The sequence below is a fragment of the Burkholderia sp. AU16741 genome, assembly GCF_002223345.1.
Taxonomy (GTDB): domain Bacteria; phylum Pseudomonadota; class Gammaproteobacteria; order Burkholderiales; family Burkholderiaceae; genus Burkholderia; species Burkholderia sola.
Map to the genome: position 1 here is coordinate 1,112,190 of NZ_NKEZ01000003.1, position 14,195 is coordinate 1,126,384.

Annotated in this window: 18 protein-coding genes and 2 tRNA genes; 16 read left to right on the forward strand and 4 right to left on the reverse strand. The window is 65.4% G+C overall.

Annotated features, from left to right (window positions below):
- Positions 1 to 171 precede the first annotated feature (171 nt).
- Positions 172 to 248, reverse strand: a tRNA-Met gene (locus CFB89_RS07580).
- A gap of 197 nt (positions 249 to 445) precedes the next feature.
- Between CFB89_RS07580 and CFB89_RS07585 the strand changes: the two genes are divergently transcribed.
- From CFB89_RS07585 to CFB89_RS07595, 3 genes are read left to right on the forward strand one after another with little or no spacing between them, the layout of a single operon-like run.
- Positions 446 to 943 carry a heme-degrading domain-containing protein gene (locus tag CFB89_RS07585; protein WP_069621415.1) on the forward strand — a complete coding sequence of 166 codons (498 nt, stop codon included), beginning with the start codon at positions 446 to 448 and terminating at the stop codon, positions 941 to 943.
- A 3-nt stretch (positions 944 to 946) separates the two neighbouring features.
- Positions 947 to 1,285: a multidrug efflux SMR transporter gene (locus CFB89_RS07590; protein ID WP_089467346.1), complete on the forward strand. Its 339-nt coding sequence runs from the start codon at positions 947 to 949 to the stop codon at positions 1,283 to 1,285.
- A 31-nt stretch (positions 1,286 to 1,316) separates the two neighbouring features.
- Positions 1,317 to 2,471 carry an enoyl-CoA hydratase/isomerase family protein gene (locus tag CFB89_RS07595; protein ID WP_089467943.1) on the forward strand — a complete coding sequence of 385 codons (1,155 nt, stop codon included), beginning with the start codon at positions 1,317 to 1,319 and terminating at the stop codon, positions 2,469 to 2,471.
- A 133-nt stretch (positions 2,472 to 2,604) separates the two neighbouring features.
- Here CFB89_RS07595 and CFB89_RS07600 read toward each other — a convergent pair whose 3' ends face one another.
- Complete coding sequence (locus CFB89_RS07600) at positions 2,605 to 3,033, reverse strand: hypothetical protein (protein ID WP_089467347.1); 429 nt, start codon at positions 3,031 to 3,033, stop codon at positions 2,605 to 2,607.
- A gap of 340 nt (positions 3,034 to 3,373) precedes the next feature.
- Here CFB89_RS07600 and ssuD point away from each other — a divergent pair, with 340 nt between their 5' ends.
- From ssuD to CFB89_RS07645, 9 genes are all read left to right on the forward strand, one after another.
- Positions 3,374 to 4,531 (forward strand): FMNH2-dependent alkanesulfonate monooxygenase, encoded by a 1,158-nt coding sequence (gene ssuD / locus CFB89_RS07605; protein WP_089467944.1) that lies wholly within the window; start codon positions 3,374 to 3,376, stop codon positions 4,529 to 4,531.
- A gap of 16 nt (positions 4,532 to 4,547) precedes the next feature.
- Positions 4,548 to 5,360 carry an aliphatic sulfonate ABC transporter permease SsuC gene (gene ssuC / locus CFB89_RS07610; protein WP_089467348.1) on the forward strand — a complete coding sequence of 271 codons (813 nt, stop codon included), beginning with the start codon at positions 4,548 to 4,550 and terminating at the stop codon, positions 5,358 to 5,360.
- Positions 5,357 to 6,316 (forward strand): ATP-binding cassette domain-containing protein, encoded by a 960-nt coding sequence (locus tag CFB89_RS07615; protein ID WP_089467349.1) that lies wholly within the window; start codon positions 5,357 to 5,359, stop codon positions 6,314 to 6,316. The genes ssuC and CFB89_RS07615 overlap by 4 nt, the downstream gene beginning before the upstream one ends.
- A gap of 55 nt (positions 6,317 to 6,371) precedes the next feature.
- Positions 6,372 to 6,587: a molybdopterin-binding protein gene (locus CFB89_RS07620; RefSeq protein WP_006476104.1), complete on the forward strand. Its 216-nt coding sequence runs from the start codon at positions 6,372 to 6,374 to the stop codon at positions 6,585 to 6,587.
- Positions 6,588 to 6,732: 145 nt separating this feature from the next.
- Positions 6,733 to 6,930: a hypothetical protein gene (locus CFB89_RS07625; protein ID WP_089467945.1), complete on the forward strand. Its 198-nt coding sequence runs from the start codon at positions 6,733 to 6,735 to the stop codon at positions 6,928 to 6,930.
- Between the two features lie 55 nt (positions 6,931 to 6,985).
- Positions 6,986 to 7,231: a hypothetical protein gene (locus tag CFB89_RS07630; protein ID WP_089467350.1), complete on the forward strand. Its 246-nt coding sequence runs from the start codon at positions 6,986 to 6,988 to the stop codon at positions 7,229 to 7,231.
- A gap of 127 nt (positions 7,232 to 7,358) precedes the next feature.
- Entirely contained in the window at positions 7,359 to 8,345 is a 987-nt protein-coding gene (gene dusA / locus CFB89_RS07635; RefSeq protein WP_256979598.1) for a tRNA dihydrouridine(20/20a) synthase DusA, read from the forward strand.
- A gap of 54 nt (positions 8,346 to 8,399) precedes the next feature.
- A tRNA-His gene (locus CFB89_RS07640) sits at positions 8,400 to 8,475 on the forward strand.
- 967 nt (positions 8,476 to 9,442) lie between these two features.
- Complete coding sequence (locus CFB89_RS07645) at positions 9,443 to 9,958, forward strand: GNAT family N-acetyltransferase (RefSeq protein WP_089467352.1); 516 nt, start codon at positions 9,443 to 9,445, stop codon at positions 9,956 to 9,958.
- 95 nt (positions 9,959 to 10,053) lie between these two features.
- Here the strand turns inward: CFB89_RS07645 and CFB89_RS07650 are convergent, their stop codons facing one another.
- Positions 10,054 to 10,518, reverse strand: coding sequence for a hypothetical protein (locus CFB89_RS07650; RefSeq protein ID WP_089467353.1), 465 nt, complete (start codon positions 10,516 to 10,518; stop codon positions 10,054 to 10,056).
- Between the two features lie 399 nt (positions 10,519 to 10,917).
- Here CFB89_RS07650 and CFB89_RS07655 point away from each other — a divergent pair, with 399 nt between their 5' ends.
- Complete coding sequence (locus CFB89_RS07655) at positions 10,918 to 11,205, forward strand: hypothetical protein (RefSeq protein WP_256979599.1); 288 nt, start codon at positions 10,918 to 10,920, stop codon at positions 11,203 to 11,205.
- Between the two features lie 677 nt (positions 11,206 to 11,882).
- Here the strand turns inward: CFB89_RS07655 and CFB89_RS07660 are convergent.
- On the reverse strand, positions 11,883 to 12,626 hold the full coding sequence (locus tag CFB89_RS07660; protein WP_089467355.1) for a DUF695 domain-containing protein: 744 nt from the start codon (positions 12,624 to 12,626) through the stop codon (positions 11,883 to 11,885).
- A 183-nt stretch (positions 12,627 to 12,809) separates the two neighbouring features.
- Between CFB89_RS07660 and CFB89_RS07665 the strand changes: the two genes are divergently transcribed.
- The 3 genes from CFB89_RS07665 to CFB89_RS07675 all read left to right on the forward strand — a co-directional run bounded on the left by CFB89_RS07665 (position 12,810) and on the right by CFB89_RS07675 (position 14,053).
- Positions 12,810 to 13,118, forward strand: a complete 309-nt coding sequence (locus tag CFB89_RS07665) for a hypothetical protein (RefSeq protein ID WP_011545327.1) — start codon at positions 12,810 to 12,812, stop codon at positions 13,116 to 13,118.
- Positions 13,119 to 13,164: 46 nt separating this feature from the next.
- Positions 13,165 to 13,407, forward strand: a complete 243-nt coding sequence (locus CFB89_RS07670) for a hypothetical protein (RefSeq protein WP_089467356.1) — start codon at positions 13,165 to 13,167, stop codon at positions 13,405 to 13,407.
- A 103-nt stretch (positions 13,408 to 13,510) separates the two neighbouring features.
- Positions 13,511 to 14,053, forward strand: a complete 543-nt coding sequence (locus tag CFB89_RS07675; protein ID WP_089467357.1) for an aspartyl-tRNA synthetase — start codon at positions 13,511 to 13,513, stop codon at positions 14,051 to 14,053.
- The last annotated feature ends 142 nt before the right edge of the window (positions 14,054 to 14,195 follow it).

The window sequence follows — 14,195 nt, forward strand, 5'->3', positions numbered from 1 at the left end:
GACGAGGTGATGCGAGTGTATCACCGGCCCGCGGCATTCTTGAACGCCGCGCGCATGCGGCGGCGTGTCGGGAGAAACGGCGGGAGAGTGCGCGAAGAAGGCGGGAAGCCCGGGCGCGCAAAAACAAAAAGCCCGGCGCGAAGCCGGGCTTTTTGCGAAATTCTGGACGGTTGGTTGCGGGGGTAGGATTTGAACCTACGACCTTCGGGTTATGAGCCCGACGAGCTGCCAGACTGCTCCACCCCGCGTCCGTCGAAGAAATGAATTATATGGGCTAACCAGGATGCGCGCAACTGTTTTCTGACAATCGCGTCGCGAGCGCGGGTGGGGCCGGTACGGGGAGGCGCGTGCGCTAGAATCGAGCGGTTTGTGTCGCCATCCCGGCAGCGGCCTTGCGCGATCGCATCGGCGCCGCTGCGACTCTCATTACTGCATCGACGGATTCATGGACATCGCTCACGATCTGCAATCGATCGGCGCGCAGGAACAGGCGCTCGTGTTTCCCCATTTCGACCCGGCCCGCGCGTGGGCGCTCGGCAACCGGATGCATGCGCTCGCGACGTCGCGCGGTCATGCGATCGCGATCGACATCGTCACGTTCGGCCAGCCGCTGTTCTATGCGGCGCTCGCCGGCGCGACGCCGGACAACGCCGACTGGGTGCGCCGCAAGCGCAACGTCGTCGCGCATTTTCGCCGCAGCTCGTACGCGATCGGCCTGCGCATGCAGCAGGCCGGCGCGACGCTCGCGGACAAGCACGGGCTGCCGGCCGCCGACTATGCGTCGCACGGCGGCTCGTTTCCGCTGACCGTCGCCGGCGCCGGCGTGATCGGCTCGATCACCGCGTCCGGGCTGCCGCAGCGCGCGGACCACGAGTTCGTCGTCGAAGCGCTGTGCGCCGAGCTCGGTCACGACTACGCGGTACTGGCCCTCGCAAGGAGCTGAGCGATGCAAGTGCCCGGTTACGCATGGCTCGCGATCGCGATCGTCGCGGAAGTGATCGGCACGTCCGCGCTGCGCGCGGCGGACGGCTTCACGCGCTTGTGGCCGTCGGTGCTCGTCGTCGCCGGTTACGGCGTCGCGTTTTACTGCCTGTCGCTCACGTTGCGCACGATGCCCGTCGGCATCATCTATGCAGTGTGGTCGGGCGCCGGCATCGTGCTGATCACGCTCGTCGCGATGCTGCTCTATCGCCAGGTGCCGGACGTGCCGGCGGTGATCGGCCTCGGGCTGATCGTCGCCGGCGTCGCGGTGCTGAATCTGTTCTCGAAAATGCAGGCGCACTGAGCGTGCGACTGCCGTTTGCCGGATGATCTTCATGACCGATTCTTCTTCCGCCGCCGTTTCAGCCGAATCTGCCCAGCCCGACGTGGTCGCGTATGTCGCGAACCGCATCGGCTTTCTCGAACTGAACCGGCCGAAGGCGCTGAACGCGCTGTCGGTCGGCATGATCCGGCTGATGCAGCAGGCGCTGGACGCGTGGCGCGGCGATCCCGACGTCGTCGCGGTCGTCGTGCACAGCCCGCATCCGCGCGCGTTCTGCGCGGGCGGCGACGTGCGCTTCTTTCACGACGCGTGGCAGCGCGGCGACCGCGATGCGGTCGACACGTTCTTCATCGAGGAATACACGCTGAACCATGCGATTTTCACGTATCCGAAGCCGTACATCGCGCTGATGCACGGCGTCGTGATGGGCGGCGGCATGGGGATTTCGCAGGCGGCGCGGCAGACGGGCGGCCTGCGCGTCGTGACCGACTCGACGAAGATGGCGATGCCCGAAACGCGCATCGGCCTGTTCCCGGACGTCGGGATGAGCTGGTTTCTCGCGCGCACGCCCGGCGCGATCGGCCGCTATCTGGCGGTGACCGGCGCGACGCTCGACGCGGCCGGCGCGCTGTACGCGCAACTCGCCGACGTCTATCTGCCCGATGCCGCGCTGCCTGCGCTGCTCGACACGCTGCGCACCGCGCGCATCGACAGCGGCGCGCAGGCCGTCGCCTGCGTGACCGACGCGGCTGCCGCGCACAAGGTCGTGCCGACGCCCGACACGTCGGCGCTTGCGGACGCGCGTGCCGGGATCGACCGGCATTTCGCGCAGCCGGACATCGACGCGATCCTTGCGTCGCTCGACGCCGAGCAGGATTGCGCGGCGGTCGACGGGTGGGTCGAGAAAGCGACGCACGCGATGCGCGAGCAACTGTCGCCGCTGTCGATGGCCGTGTCGCTCGAAGTCGTCGAACGCGCGCGCGGCGCGACGATGGCCGATTGCCTGCGGCGCGATCTCGATCTCACGCGCTCGACCTTCGCGCGCGGCGACGTGATCGAGGGCGTGCGCGCGCTGATCGTCGACAAGGATCACCAGCCGGTGTGGCGTTTCAAGTCGGCTGCCGACGTCCGGCGCGCCGACGTGCTCGCGATGTTCGACAGCCCGTGGACGCCCGACATCCATCCGCTGCGCGAGCTGAAGGACTGACGTCGATCGGGCTGACCCGCGCGGTCGATCGACGCGCGACCCGGAAACGAAAAGGCCGCGTGCATCATGCACGCGGCCTTTTTCATGGAAATCGGTCTGCCTGAGGCCGAAGGGCGCGCCGCCCGCGCCGGCGTTAGTCGTCGCCCGCGTCGTCCGACATGAACGCGCGCATGAACACGAGCGCACCGAATCCCCACACCGCATTCGCCGCGAACCCCGACGCGAGCACGGGCATCATGTTGCCCGACGGCCAGATGCCGCGCAGCGGATCGATCGCGAACACGCGGGCGGCCGTCAGCACGATGCCGCCGAACACGAGCGCGCCGATCCACGATGCTTCGCGTTCCGGCGACACGCGCAACAACCACGCCATCGGAATCGCCCAGCACGCGCTGATCAGCGCATTCGCGACAAATTCAGGAATGCCGAGCGGCGCGAACGGCTGTGTCGAGAAGCCGGTTGCGGCGATCAGGTCGGCCGTGTGAAGCAGGGCCAGCGTGGCCTCGCGGAAGAACAGGGCGGCCAGGAAGCCGGACAGGAAGGGCAGGATGACTTTCTGCATCGATGAGTGCACCGCAGGCGCGCACGGCCGGGGCCGGGCGCGCGGAGTTATTCGGATAGGTGCGCCATTATAGGGCCCGGCCGCGGCGATATTCGCTCCAGCGTCGTGCTAATCACGAAAGCGGAAAACCTAAGCTCAAAAAAATCGTTCCAAAGCCCTGTACCGATCCCTAGACTGATTTCCCAGCAACAGCCGTGCAATCGCGTCCTCGTCCGCGGCACGGCCTGACCGGCGAGCCATCCCGATTCGAATGCACACCATGCATGCGTCGCTCATCCGCGACGCGAGCAGGGCGATGTTTTTTCAAATTTCGGCAGTGACAGTCAAGCAGGAGCAGCAGATGAATGTGTTCTGGTTTATCCCCACGCATGGCGACAGCCGCTATCTCGGCACGGCCGAAGGCGCGCGCGCCGCGGACTACGATTACTTCAAGCAGGTGGCCGTGGCGGCCGACACGCTTGGCTACGACGGCGTGCTGCTGCCGACCGGCCGTTCCTGCGAGGATGCGTGGGTCGTCGCGTCGAGCCTGATTCCGGCGACGCAGCGCCTGAAGTTCCTGGTCGCGGTGCGCCCCGGGATCGCTTCGCCGGGGCTCGCCGCGCGGATGGCCGCGACGTTCGACCGCCTGTCGGGCGGCCGCCTGCTGATCAACGTCGTCACGGGCGGCGATGCGGCCGAGCTCGAAGGTGACGGCCTGTTCGCCGATCACGACACGCGCTACGAGATCACCGACGATTTCCTGAACATCTGGCGCGGGCTGCTCGCCGCGTCGCACGACAACGGCGGATTCGACTATATCGGCAAGCACCTGCAGTCGAAAGGCGGCAAGGCGCTTTATCCGCCCGTGCAGCATCCGCATCCGCCGCTGTGGTTCGGCGGCTCGTCGCCGGCTGCTCACGCGATTGCCGCCGATCACATCGATACCTATCTGACTTGGGGCGAGCCGCCCGAGGCCGTCGCGAAGAAGCTCGCCGACATCCGCGCCCGTGCCGACGCGCGCGGTCGCCAGATCAAGTTCGGCATCCGGCTGCACGTGATCGTGCGCGAGACCGAGGACGAGGCGTGGCGCGACGCCGAGCGGCTGATCAGCCGGCTCGACGACGACACGATCGCGCGTGCGCAGCAAGCGTTCGCGAACATGGATTCGGAAGGCCAGCGCCGGATGGCCGCGCTGCACGGCGGCAAGCGCGGCGGCCGCGAGGCGCTCGAGGTCTATCCGAACCTGTGGGCCGGCGTGGGGCTCGTGCGCGGCGGCGCCGGCACGGCGCTCGTCGGCAATCCCGAGCAGGTCGCCGAACGCATGCGCGAATACGCGGACCTCGGCATCGAGACGTTCATCCTGTCCGGCTACCCGCACCTCGAAGAGTCGTATCGCTTCGCCGAACTCGTGTTCCCGCTGATCAAGGGCAAGGGCGTGGAGCGAGCAGCCGGCCCGCTGTCGGGGCCGTTCGGCGAGATCGTCGGCAACAACTATCTGCCGAAGACGAGCCAGAGCTGAGCGACGGAGGCTAGCGATGACAACGAAAACGTCGACGGCGGGCGTCGCCGTGGCCGCCCGCGCGTGGCGCGGCGTCGCGGCGTGGCTCGTGCCGCTCGCGTTGCTGATGGTGTGGGAAGTCGGTGCGCGCAGCGGCTGGCTGTCGACCCGCGTGCTGCCCGAGCCGGTGGCGGTCGTGCGCGCGGCCTGGTCGCTCGTGACCTCGGGCGAAATGTGGGCGAACGTGAAAGTGAGCACGTGGCGCGCGCTGTTCGGCTTCGCGATCGGCGGCGGCGTCGGCCTCGCGCTGGGGCTTGCGACCGGGCTGTCGAAGGCCGCCGAGATCGCGCTCGACTCGACGATCCAGATGATCCGCAACATCCCGGCGCTCGCGATGATTCCGCTCGTGATCCTGTGGTTCGGCATCGACGAGAAGGCGAAGCTGTTCCTCGTCGCGCTCGGCGTGTTCTTCCCCGTCTACATCAATACGTATCACGGGATCCGCTCGGTCGACGCGAACCTGATCGAGATGGCGAAGAGCTACGGCGTGCGCGGCTTCGCGCTGTACCGCGACGTGATCCTGCCCGGCGCGTTGCCGTCGATCCTCGTCGGCGTGCGTTTCGCGCTCGGGCTGATGTGGGTGATGCTGATCGTCGCGGAAACGATCTCCGCGCAGTCGGGCATCGGCTACATGACGATGAACGCGCGTGAATTCCTGCAAACCGACGTGGTGGTGGTCGGCATCCTGCTGTACGCGGTGCTCGGCAAGCTGGCCGATGTGCTGGCGAAATGGATCGAGCGCGTGACGCTGCGCTGGCATCCCGCCTATCAATCAGGAGCAAAGGCATGAATGCGACGACTTCGGCGGCCGCCTACGGCCCGCTCGCCGGCGCAGACCTCGAGGCCGAGCTGGCACAGGCCCGCGTCGCGGACGGCGATGCGCGCGACGCGGCGATCCTCGAACGTGACGGCAGCGCATCGGTCGTGCCGCTCGCGCGGCGGCGCGCCAGCGGCCCGGCATCCGACGACGCGGTCACGCTGTCCGGCGTCAGCAAGCGCTTCGGCGCCCGCACGGTGCTCGACAACGTCGAGCTCGACATCGCGCGCGGCAGCTTCGTCGCGATCGTCGGCCGCAGCGGCTGCGGGAAATCGACGCTGCTGCGTCTCGTCGCGGGACTCGAGCAGCCGAGCAGCGGCGGGCTCGTAACGCGCGGCGAGGACGGCGGCGCGCTCGATACGCGGATCATGTACCAGGATGCGCGCCTGCTGCCGTGGAAGACCGTGCTGCAGAACGTGATGCTGGGCCTCGGCCGCGGCGCGCGCGACCAGGCCCGCGCGGTGCTCGACGAAGTCGGGCTGCTGGAACGCGCGAACGACTGGCCCGCGCAACTGTCGGGCGGGCAGCGGCAGCGCGTCGCACTGGCCCGCGCGCTGGTGCACCGGCCGCAACTGCTGCTGCTCGACGAGCCGCTCGGCGCACTCGATGCGCTGACCCGCATCGAAATGCATGCGCTGATCGAACGCCTGTGGCGCGAGCACCGGTTCACCGCGCTGCTCGTCACGCACGACGTGCAGGAAGCCGTGGCGCTCGGCGACCGCATCCTGCTGATCGAGCAGGGGCGGGTGGCGCTCGACCAGCCGGTGCCGCTAGGCCGGCCACGCGCCCGCGCGTCGGCCGCTTTCGCGGCGCTCGAGGATCGCGTGCTGAAACGCGTGCTCGCCGGCGGCCCCGGCGCGGCCGATCAAGACACGGAGCATGTAGCAGACAAGGTTCGACCGGTCGGGCAGATCCGCTGGGCCGTTTAACGCCGGGCGGCTCCGGCCGCCCGTTCTGAGACTTTTCTTCGGAGCGATCATCCCGATGAGCATCACTGCAATCAACGTACGTAACCAGTTCAAGGGCAAGGTCAAGGAGATCATTCGCGGGTCCGTGGTTTCCGAAGTCGACGTCGAGACGCCGTTCGGCATCGTCACGTCGGTGATCACCACCCGTTCGGTGGACGAACTTGAACTGAAGGTCGGCGCCGAAGTCGTCGCGCTCGTGAAGTCGACGGAAGTCTCGATCGCGCGTCTCTGAGCGCGGGTCGCGCATCGATGCAGCGGCGCCGGGCAGGCAACGTGCCCGGCGCCGCCGCATTGCATTCGTGCAGCGCGTTTGCCTCGGTATTCGACTGCCGGACGAAGTGCTAGGATGGAACGACACCGATGCCGGAGGCGAACGCATGACCCCCATCCTTTCCCCGGAAGCCATCGAGGCGCTGAAATGGATCGACCAGTTCGGCGACAGCCGGCCGGTTCCCGCCGCGTTCGACGACGTCGTCCATGCGTTGCTGAACGATGGGCTGATCTATCAGGCGACGGCCGACCGGGTCGACCTGACGGCCGACGGCCGGTCCTTTTTGTCCGACGAATACGATTGAGCGCGCGGCGCCGGCCGCGTACACGGCCCGGCGCGGCGTCGCCACGGAGCGTGCGATGGAACCGACAGGCAGCGACCTCGGCGATTTCAGCGAGCCGTACCGCGGTTTCGAGATCGAGGTGAAGACCGAGCAGGTCTGGGACGGCGAGCATGCGCACTACCGCGTGCTGCGGGGCGATGCCGTGCGGATCGACTGGCGGCTGGTCAAGATCGATGGGGTGCTGTTGACCGAGCGGCACGTGATCGAGCGCGTGTTCGACGAGGCGCGCCGGGCGGTCGATGCGGAGCTGGACGACCGGTAGCGCGTGTCGCGCGGGTATGGCCGGTATTGCGGTAAAATAATGGGTTGCTTCCGCGCCGCCTGGCCTGTACCCGAATTCCATGTCCGTTCCGTCCTCGCTTCCTCCCCGCCGTGTATCGGTCGCGCCCATGCTCGACTGGACGGATCGCCATTGCCGTTCGTTCCACCGCACGCTGACGCGCAATACGTGGCTGTATACGGAGATGATTACGACGGGCGCGCTACTGTTCGGCGATGCCCAGCGGCATCTTGCGTTCACGCCGAGCGAATCGCCGGTCGCGCTGCAACTGGGCGGCAGCGAGCGGGACGACCTCGCGCGCGCGGCGAAGCTCGGCGAGCAGTGGGGCTACGACGAGATCAACCTGAATTGCGGGTGCCCGTCCGAGCGCGTGCAACGCGGCGCGTTCGGTGCATGCCTGATGAACGAGCCGCCACTCGTCGCCGACTGCGTGAAGGCGATGCGCGATGCGGTGTCGGTGCCGGTGACGGTCAAGCACCGGATCGGCGTCGATGCGGTCGAGGACTACGCGTTCGTGCGCGACTTCGTCGGCACGGTGGCCGAGGCCGGTTGCGAAACGTTCGTCGTGCATGCCCGCAACGCGATCCTGAAGGGGCTGTCGCCGAAGGAGAATCGCGAGATTCCGCCGCTCAAGTACGACTATGCGTATCGGCTGAAGCGCGATTTTCCGACGCTGGAGATCGTGATCAACGGCGGCATCACGACGCTCGATGAAGTCGCGCAGCATCTGGAGCACGTCGACGGCGTGATGCTCGGCCGCGAGGCGTATCACAACCCGTACGTGCTGGCGGAGGTCGATACGCGCTTCTATGGATCGAGCGCAGCGGTGCCGACGCGCGAAGAGGCGGAAGCGCAACTGATCGCGTATTGCGCGGCCGAGCTGAAGCGCGGCACCTACCTCGGCGCGATCGTGCGGCACGCCCTCGGGCTGTATCGCGGCATGCCGGGCGCGCGTGGCTGGCGTCGCGTGCTGTCCGACAACAAGAAGCTCGCACGCGGCGATCTGGCCGTGTTCGACGAGGCGCGCGCGCATCTGAACGAAGCCGAAGAATTTTTTGAAAAAAAGGCTTTGCAAGATTCAAAAGTGTTCGTATAATCTTGTTCTTCGCTGCTGAAACAAAACGGCGAAACGAAGTAAGCAGTATCAGTGGTGGCTGTAGCTCAGTTGGTAGAGTCCAGGATTGTGATTCCTGTCGTCGTGGGTTCGAGTCCCATCAGCCACCCCAACAAATTCAAGCAAAAAGCCCGGTTCATTGAGCCGGGCTTTTTGCTTTCTGGCGTTCGGATACAGCCAATGTGTATCTTGGTCACGGCGTCTTTAACGAAGTGGCATCCCCGTATTCAACGAATCAACCACGATGCCATTTCGGCCTCGCGCTTCAAAGAACGATTTGCGTAAAGCGCGCTGCGCGGCAGCAACATCGAGCGCATGTGAGGGGCCGCCGTATGCGCGAAAGAATCGAATGCCATAGCGATATTCGACAGTGACGAAATTATCGGCGAGTCCGTGCAACTGGCACCCGGCAGCACGTGGATGGCGAACGTTCGGGTTCGCAAAGACGGAATCGGGTCGCCCCGGCGATATGACTTCGATACCGAATAGGAGACCTCGGACGAGGCGAGGCGATATCGAAATCGCGCGCGCGATCGTGCGGGGTACCGACCGATCGCACCGCTTGTCCCGCATCTCCGACGTGGTGACGGAAATGGCGACGAGGCCTGCGGGCCCGATCCGTATCGCGTTTCCGTGTCGTTGCGATGACAACGTTCATGCCCGTTTGCCCGCGGCGCTTCCTTTCCCGCCTAAGGTTCCCGCTTGCCGTGCCGTTATCTTCTCTGGACAGCCCTCGTGCCTCGAATGCTGATCCGTTTTCTTGCCTGCTCGCGCAAAACGCGAGCAGGCTTTTTTCGTTTACGGCCGCTCGTAACCGGCTGATTGGCCGAATCGAACAGGGGCTTGGCGCAAACCGACAAAGCGCGTCAGTCTTGCATGCGTGTAATGTAGGATCTTCCTCGTGCCCTCATGCTTTGCAGGGCCGTTCGACCCCGACGACCGGAGAAGGTGTCGGGATTTTTTTGCCCGCTCGCCCACGACCCGCCCACAAGCCCGGCGAAATGCATCCCGCAAAGTACGGTATATTTTGCGACGACACATGTCGATCAAGAGAACCCGCACCAGGAGAGTGGCTACCGATGCCGGACACCCGGGTCATACTGCGCGCCGCGACGCCGCACGACGCGAACCACATTGCTCGCCTGCACACGCTGAGCTGGCAAACCGCCTATAGCCACATCCTTCCGGCCAGCTATCTGTCCGACGACGTGCCGACGGAGCACGCGGTCCGGTGGCGCAATTATCTCGATCGCAACGAGAGCGAGTGGGGTCTCGTGCTGATCGCCGAGTCGAACGGCGAACCCGTCGGCTTCGTCAGCGCGGAGCGCCCCGTCGATCCGGCGCTGGGTGTGCTGCTCGACTGCCTGCACGTTCATCCCTCGCATCACGGCGGCGGCACGGGTAAGCGCATGATCGAAGCCGTTCGTGCGTGGGCTCGGTCCATCGGCGTGGACAGGGTCCATCTGCAGGTGCTGGAGGGCAACGTGCGTGCGATCGGATTCTACGAACACAACGGCTGGCAATTGGCCGGCGTAGAAACCTGTCGCATCGGCCAGACGGAAGTCACCGACCGGATTTACGCGATTGACGCTTGAATGCTGGCCGACATCGGCGTGCGGCCACACGCGAGGGCATCCGCAGCCAGCCGCTATGGCATCGCGTCGGGGTCAAAGCCGAACGGACATTTCGATCACTCGCCGCAATACCGCACAAGCAAATCGGCTTCGGTCTCATGAATTTCGACGGGCAGGATCGTCGCGCCGGCATGGGCGAGATAGCGCGCGCGATGCTGGCCGTTACGGAAAGATGCGACGCCGATTTTCGACAGGCCGGGAATGCCGAGCAACGTTCGCGTTCTCGTCTCGCGAAACGTGATGAACGGCATATCCGGAATCCGGTCCCGGCTCGGATCGAGGAATTCGCGAATGCCCGCGGCTTTTCCAGGCGCCCAGTACTGGACGGACGGCAGCACATAGTCGGTGGTGTCGCGGTCCGCGCAGGCGAGCAGTTTCCTCAGGTCGATCGTCACGACGCGATGGCGAGAGTCGTCGGACGAGAATATCCGCTTGAGGTGCGTGTAGGCATAGGGAGCGTGCCCGGGAATCTGGACGATCCAGACATCTACGCCGCTTTGTCGTGCATGAGCGAGCGTCATTATTTCCTCTGGTGGCGCAAGCGGTCTGTGATCCGAGTTTAGCAGCGCGGGCGGCTGCGTAGTGGGTCGAGACAAAAAACAGGAAAACCGAGCGAGTTACGGCTCAACCGGCAAAGGGAATGGGGCGGTCATGCGTTGACGGTCCGCGTTGACCGATCGCGACAATATCGCGATACGCGCCAGCGAGAATGAAGCCCTGCGCGAAATTCATGCAAGTTTCATGCTGTTTCGTGCAGCACGCGTCACGCAACCAGCATCATGAAAATCGAGAGGGCACATTGAACGGAGGTCAGCTCGTCGAAACTCGAGATCGAATATCTCGATTACTGCTTCACGGCGACGCTCGAAATCACGGAGTCCGGCAGTATCGTCGTTGTCGACAGGCAACTCGAGTCCGAGGTGCGTAGCAAGACACTCGCGTGGGTCGTGTTCGATCGTTTTCTCGAGCGAAACGATTTCGCCGATGAGGCGGACGCACGCGCCCATATCGTCGCCTGGTTAGTGCGGCTTGCCGATCCGCGGCCCGTCGTTTCGACCGAGCCTGCGAAGGCGAGTGCGGCGGCAACCGGCGCGGTGGCGGAACATCTGTCGACAGCCGAAATCGTCGGCGACGCCGCTATTGAAATCGCCGGCAATCTCGACTGGATCGATAGGGTTGCCGACTGGTTTTCCAGTGGCGCGTTGTAGCAATGAACTCGTGTTTTCGTGACGTAGATCATTGCGTGCGAGAAATTCCGTACGCCAAAATGAGATCGAAAATCGCATTGCGCAAAAAATAGAATAATCCTGCTTTGACAATATCCGCGGCTTACCGGAAACTGCGCGCGGGTCTGAGAAAGAAATTTGAATTAAAGCGAGATAAGACACTGGAATGTAAAGCCGGCCGCTGTCGGCCGGCGCCTCGTCAGCGAGGCCGGCAAGTGATGCGTCACGCTTCAATCATGACGGTATTCGGCGGCATGCGCGCATGCCGGTTGCCGTCACATTGTTACTAGAGGGTGAGTTGCCGCACAGACCGTCGCGCGGCCCGCGATCACAATTTGACCGGTTGACCGTTCTTCCCCGGCCCGGTCAACCGTTTCCCCGCTCGCTCGCGCAGGAGCGGGGGCTTTTTGCTCCCCCCGACGCCGGAAGGTCGCGTCGGCGGAACCGGGCAGGCGTTCGGCGGGCTGCGCGACGGCACACGTTCGCCCCCGACATCCGTTCGCCCGATCCGTACGAATTGTTTTCCTCGTGCCTGAGCGAACCCTCAGGCCCATCGCCGGTTCCTGCTGGCGATGCCTTGATCCCGGCAGCGCGTTACAGCGCTGCCGGGATGTTTTTTGCGTGACGTCACCTCGCGCGTCACGGGCATGGCGCTCCGCTCAGCCCGCCTGTTCGACGCTGGTTTCCCATCCGTCGTAGTTCCCACCAAGTGCGCGCACCTCGCGATTGAGCGCGATCGTATGGCGCGTGATGTCGGCGAGCGTCATCGTGCCTTCGTGCGAAAACCGTACCGCCGACTTGCCGTCCTCGGTCGGCGCGACCGACTCGACCGGATAGCCTTTCGCTTCGGCCCAGTCCGCGAACTGGTGCGCGTCGCTCGGGTCGGGGAAGTACGCCCAGTGCATCACGCGCCGGCTCACGTCGGGCGCGTCGCCTTGCTGCCGCAGCGCATCCAGCGTGCGCATGTCGCGCATGATCTGCCAGTCGTCGTCGGTCGGGTAGAGCGTTTGCCAGTATGTCGCCTTGTCCGGGTCGTCCTGATGGGCGTACTGAAGCGCATAGGTCGTCTGGTCGGCCAGCGAGTCGACGATCTCCGCTGCCGCCTCTTCGTCGAACGGGACGTAGAAAAGAAAATCCCGGTTGCCGTCGACGGTGATGCGGCCGACCTGTACGCCGCCTTTCGCGACGATCGCGGCGTCGAGCAGATCCTCGATCTTCGCGAGATCGGCGAATTCGTCACCGGTCGGCAGACCGTCGGGCGACGGATGCGCAAAGGGGACGCGCACGCTGAGCAGCGACGTGCGCGGATCGCCTTCCGCGATTTCCGCAAAGCCGTGATTGAAGCTGATGAAAGCCTGATGGTCGCCCATTCTGGCAGGGAAGGTTCCCCAGGCGTCGCTCATGTGTTTCTCCCGTACACGATTGTCTGTTGACGGTTGCAAAGCGTCCCAATGTATCATCGAAAATCGCGTTGGCCGGCGCCGCGCACCCGATCGTGGGCCGCACGCGCCGCGCACATGAGATCCGGGCTGTTCGCAGCGCGCCGCATGCACGCGGCAGGCCGCAAAAACTCAAGGGAGATGCCGATGTCGACGTTCGCGGTGAATGGTGTCCGAATCGATCCGCTCAGCGCGCGCGTGACGCACGTGCGCTGGGCGGCCGTGAACCCGGCCGATCGCTCGTGGGCGGCGACGCCCCGCGAGGCCCCGGTGGCGGACGTGGCGCGCGCGCTCGCGTCCGGTAACGATGTCCGAGCGATCTTCTCGGCATCGGACACCACCGCAATCGGGCCCAGGCTGAAACGCGTGCTGTATCGCGACGCATCGGAAGGCATCGAGCTCGATATCGATGCCACGAGCGAGTCGCGCACGTTGCGCGATCTGCCGCAGATCTGACCGCGAGCCGTTACCCAAACCGAATCGCGCGAACGCGCCCACGACCATGTCCAGACTCGCCATCTTCCCGCTGGCATGCGCGCTTTGTCTGGCGCTTGCCGCCTGCCAGACCGCGTCCGGGCCGACGCCCGTGCAACCGTCGCCCGAGACCGCGTCGACGACCGTTCCCGCATCGTCGCCGCCGGCCGAGCCGATTCTCGGCATGGGCGTCGCGCCTCGTCTGGCCGGGCAGAGCCACTGGGCCGTCGGTCAATGCACGATCAACGGTACCGTCAAGGTGTGCAATTGACCGACGTCGGCGCGATGGCGCGCGATGCGCGCGAACGGAAGGGAAATCCCGACATGCCGGCCGCGTCGATGGATCGACGGCCGTCGACACGAGCCGGCGTGCAATGAACGACGAACGCGAAACGACGGATTCCGGCTGGCACGTCGATCCCGTTGCGGGAACGGTCATCGGCGCGTTGCCGATGACACTCGCGGTCGACAGCCGAAGCCTGAAAAGCAGGGCGGTCGTGTGCGCGGGGCTGGCCGCGGCGAGCCTGTGCGGTTATGTGGCTGCCCCGACGCTCTGGCCGATAGCGGCGCTGGCAGCGTTGCTGGGGCTCGCGAGTGCCGCGTTTTTCGTTTCGTCGCGGCGCAAGCTGGCGCTGCAGGTCGACGAGACGGGCTTCCGGCTGATCGGTTCCGCCCGCGAAAAACCCGTCACGCCGTGGCGCGACGTCGCTGAATTCCGGATCGTCAGCGTCGCCGGTCATCGTTACATCGGCTACCAGTTCTCCGTACATTCTTCCCGTACGAAGGTGCCGGGCGGCGTGATGCTGCCGATCGCCCGGTTTGCCGATCTTCCGCTCGACGCGGTGGCCGCGTTGCTGGAGGCCTGCCGCCGACAGTTCGGCCTGCCGGACGAACCGGCCGATCGAACGGGCCGATGATGCTCGATACGGCGTCCTGCGCAGTCCGCCATTCGAGCAAACAAAAAAATCCCGGGCACCGTGTCGATTTCCGGTGGAGTCGTCCGTCGTAGCATCGGAGGTGTGCGCATCGCGCGTCCGTCCCGATTTTCGATACGACAAC

What these genes read in the sequence shown, in the direction of transcription:
- CFB89_RS07660 (WP_089467355.1), bottom strand. Translation starts at nt 12,626, where the DNA reads ATGAGCGACGCCTGGGGAACCTTCCCTGCCAGAATGGGCGACCATCAG.
- CFB89_RS07620 (WP_006476104.1), top strand. Translation starts at nt 6,372, where the DNA reads ATGAGCATCACTGCAATCAACGTACGTAACCAGTTCAAGGGCAAGGTC.
- CFB89_RS07585 (WP_069621415.1), top strand. Translation starts at nt 446, where the DNA reads ATGGACATCGCTCACGATCTGCAATCGATCGGCGCGCAGGAACAGGCG.
- CFB89_RS07645 (WP_089467352.1), top strand. Translation starts at nt 9,443, where the DNA reads ATGCCGGACACCCGGGTCATACTGCGCGCCGCGACGCCGCACGACGCG.
- CFB89_RS07590 (WP_089467346.1), top strand. Translation starts at nt 947, where the DNA reads ATGCAAGTGCCCGGTTACGCATGGCTCGCGATCGCGATCGTCGCGGAA.
- CFB89_RS07650 (WP_089467353.1), bottom strand. Translation starts at nt 10,518, where the DNA reads ATGACGCTCGCTCATGCACGACAAAGCGGCGTAGATGTCTGGATCGTC.
- CFB89_RS07630 (WP_089467350.1), top strand. Translation starts at nt 6,986, where the DNA reads ATGGAACCGACAGGCAGCGACCTCGGCGATTTCAGCGAGCCGTACCGC.
- CFB89_RS07670 (WP_089467356.1), top strand. Translation starts at nt 13,165, where the DNA reads ATGTCCAGACTCGCCATCTTCCCGCTGGCATGCGCGCTTTGTCTGGCG.
- CFB89_RS07595 (WP_089467943.1), top strand. Translation starts at nt 1,317, where the DNA reads ATGACCGATTCTTCTTCCGCCGCCGTTTCAGCCGAATCTGCCCAGCCC.
- dusA (WP_256979598.1), top strand. Translation starts at nt 7,359, where the DNA reads ATGCTCGACTGGACGGATCGCCATTGCCGTTCGTTCCACCGCACGCTG.
- CFB89_RS07600 (WP_089467347.1), bottom strand. Translation starts at nt 3,033, where the DNA reads ATGCAGAAAGTCATCCTGCCCTTCCTGTCCGGCTTCCTGGCCGCCCTG.
- CFB89_RS07665 (WP_011545327.1), top strand. Translation starts at nt 12,810, where the DNA reads ATGTCGACGTTCGCGGTGAATGGTGTCCGAATCGATCCGCTCAGCGCG.
- CFB89_RS07625 (WP_089467945.1), top strand. Translation starts at nt 6,733, where the DNA reads ATGACCCCCATCCTTTCCCCGGAAGCCATCGAGGCGCTGAAATGGATC.
- CFB89_RS07615 (WP_089467349.1), top strand. Translation starts at nt 5,357, where the DNA reads ATGAATGCGACGACTTCGGCGGCCGCCTACGGCCCGCTCGCCGGCGCA.
- ssuD (WP_089467944.1), top strand. Translation starts at nt 3,374, where the DNA reads ATGAATGTGTTCTGGTTTATCCCCACGCATGGCGACAGCCGCTATCTC.
- CFB89_RS07675 (WP_089467357.1), top strand. Translation starts at nt 13,511, where the DNA reads ATGAACGACGAACGCGAAACGACGGATTCCGGCTGGCACGTCGATCCC.
- ssuC (WP_089467348.1), top strand. Translation starts at nt 4,548, where the DNA reads ATGACAACGAAAACGTCGACGGCGGGCGTCGCCGTGGCCGCCCGCGCG.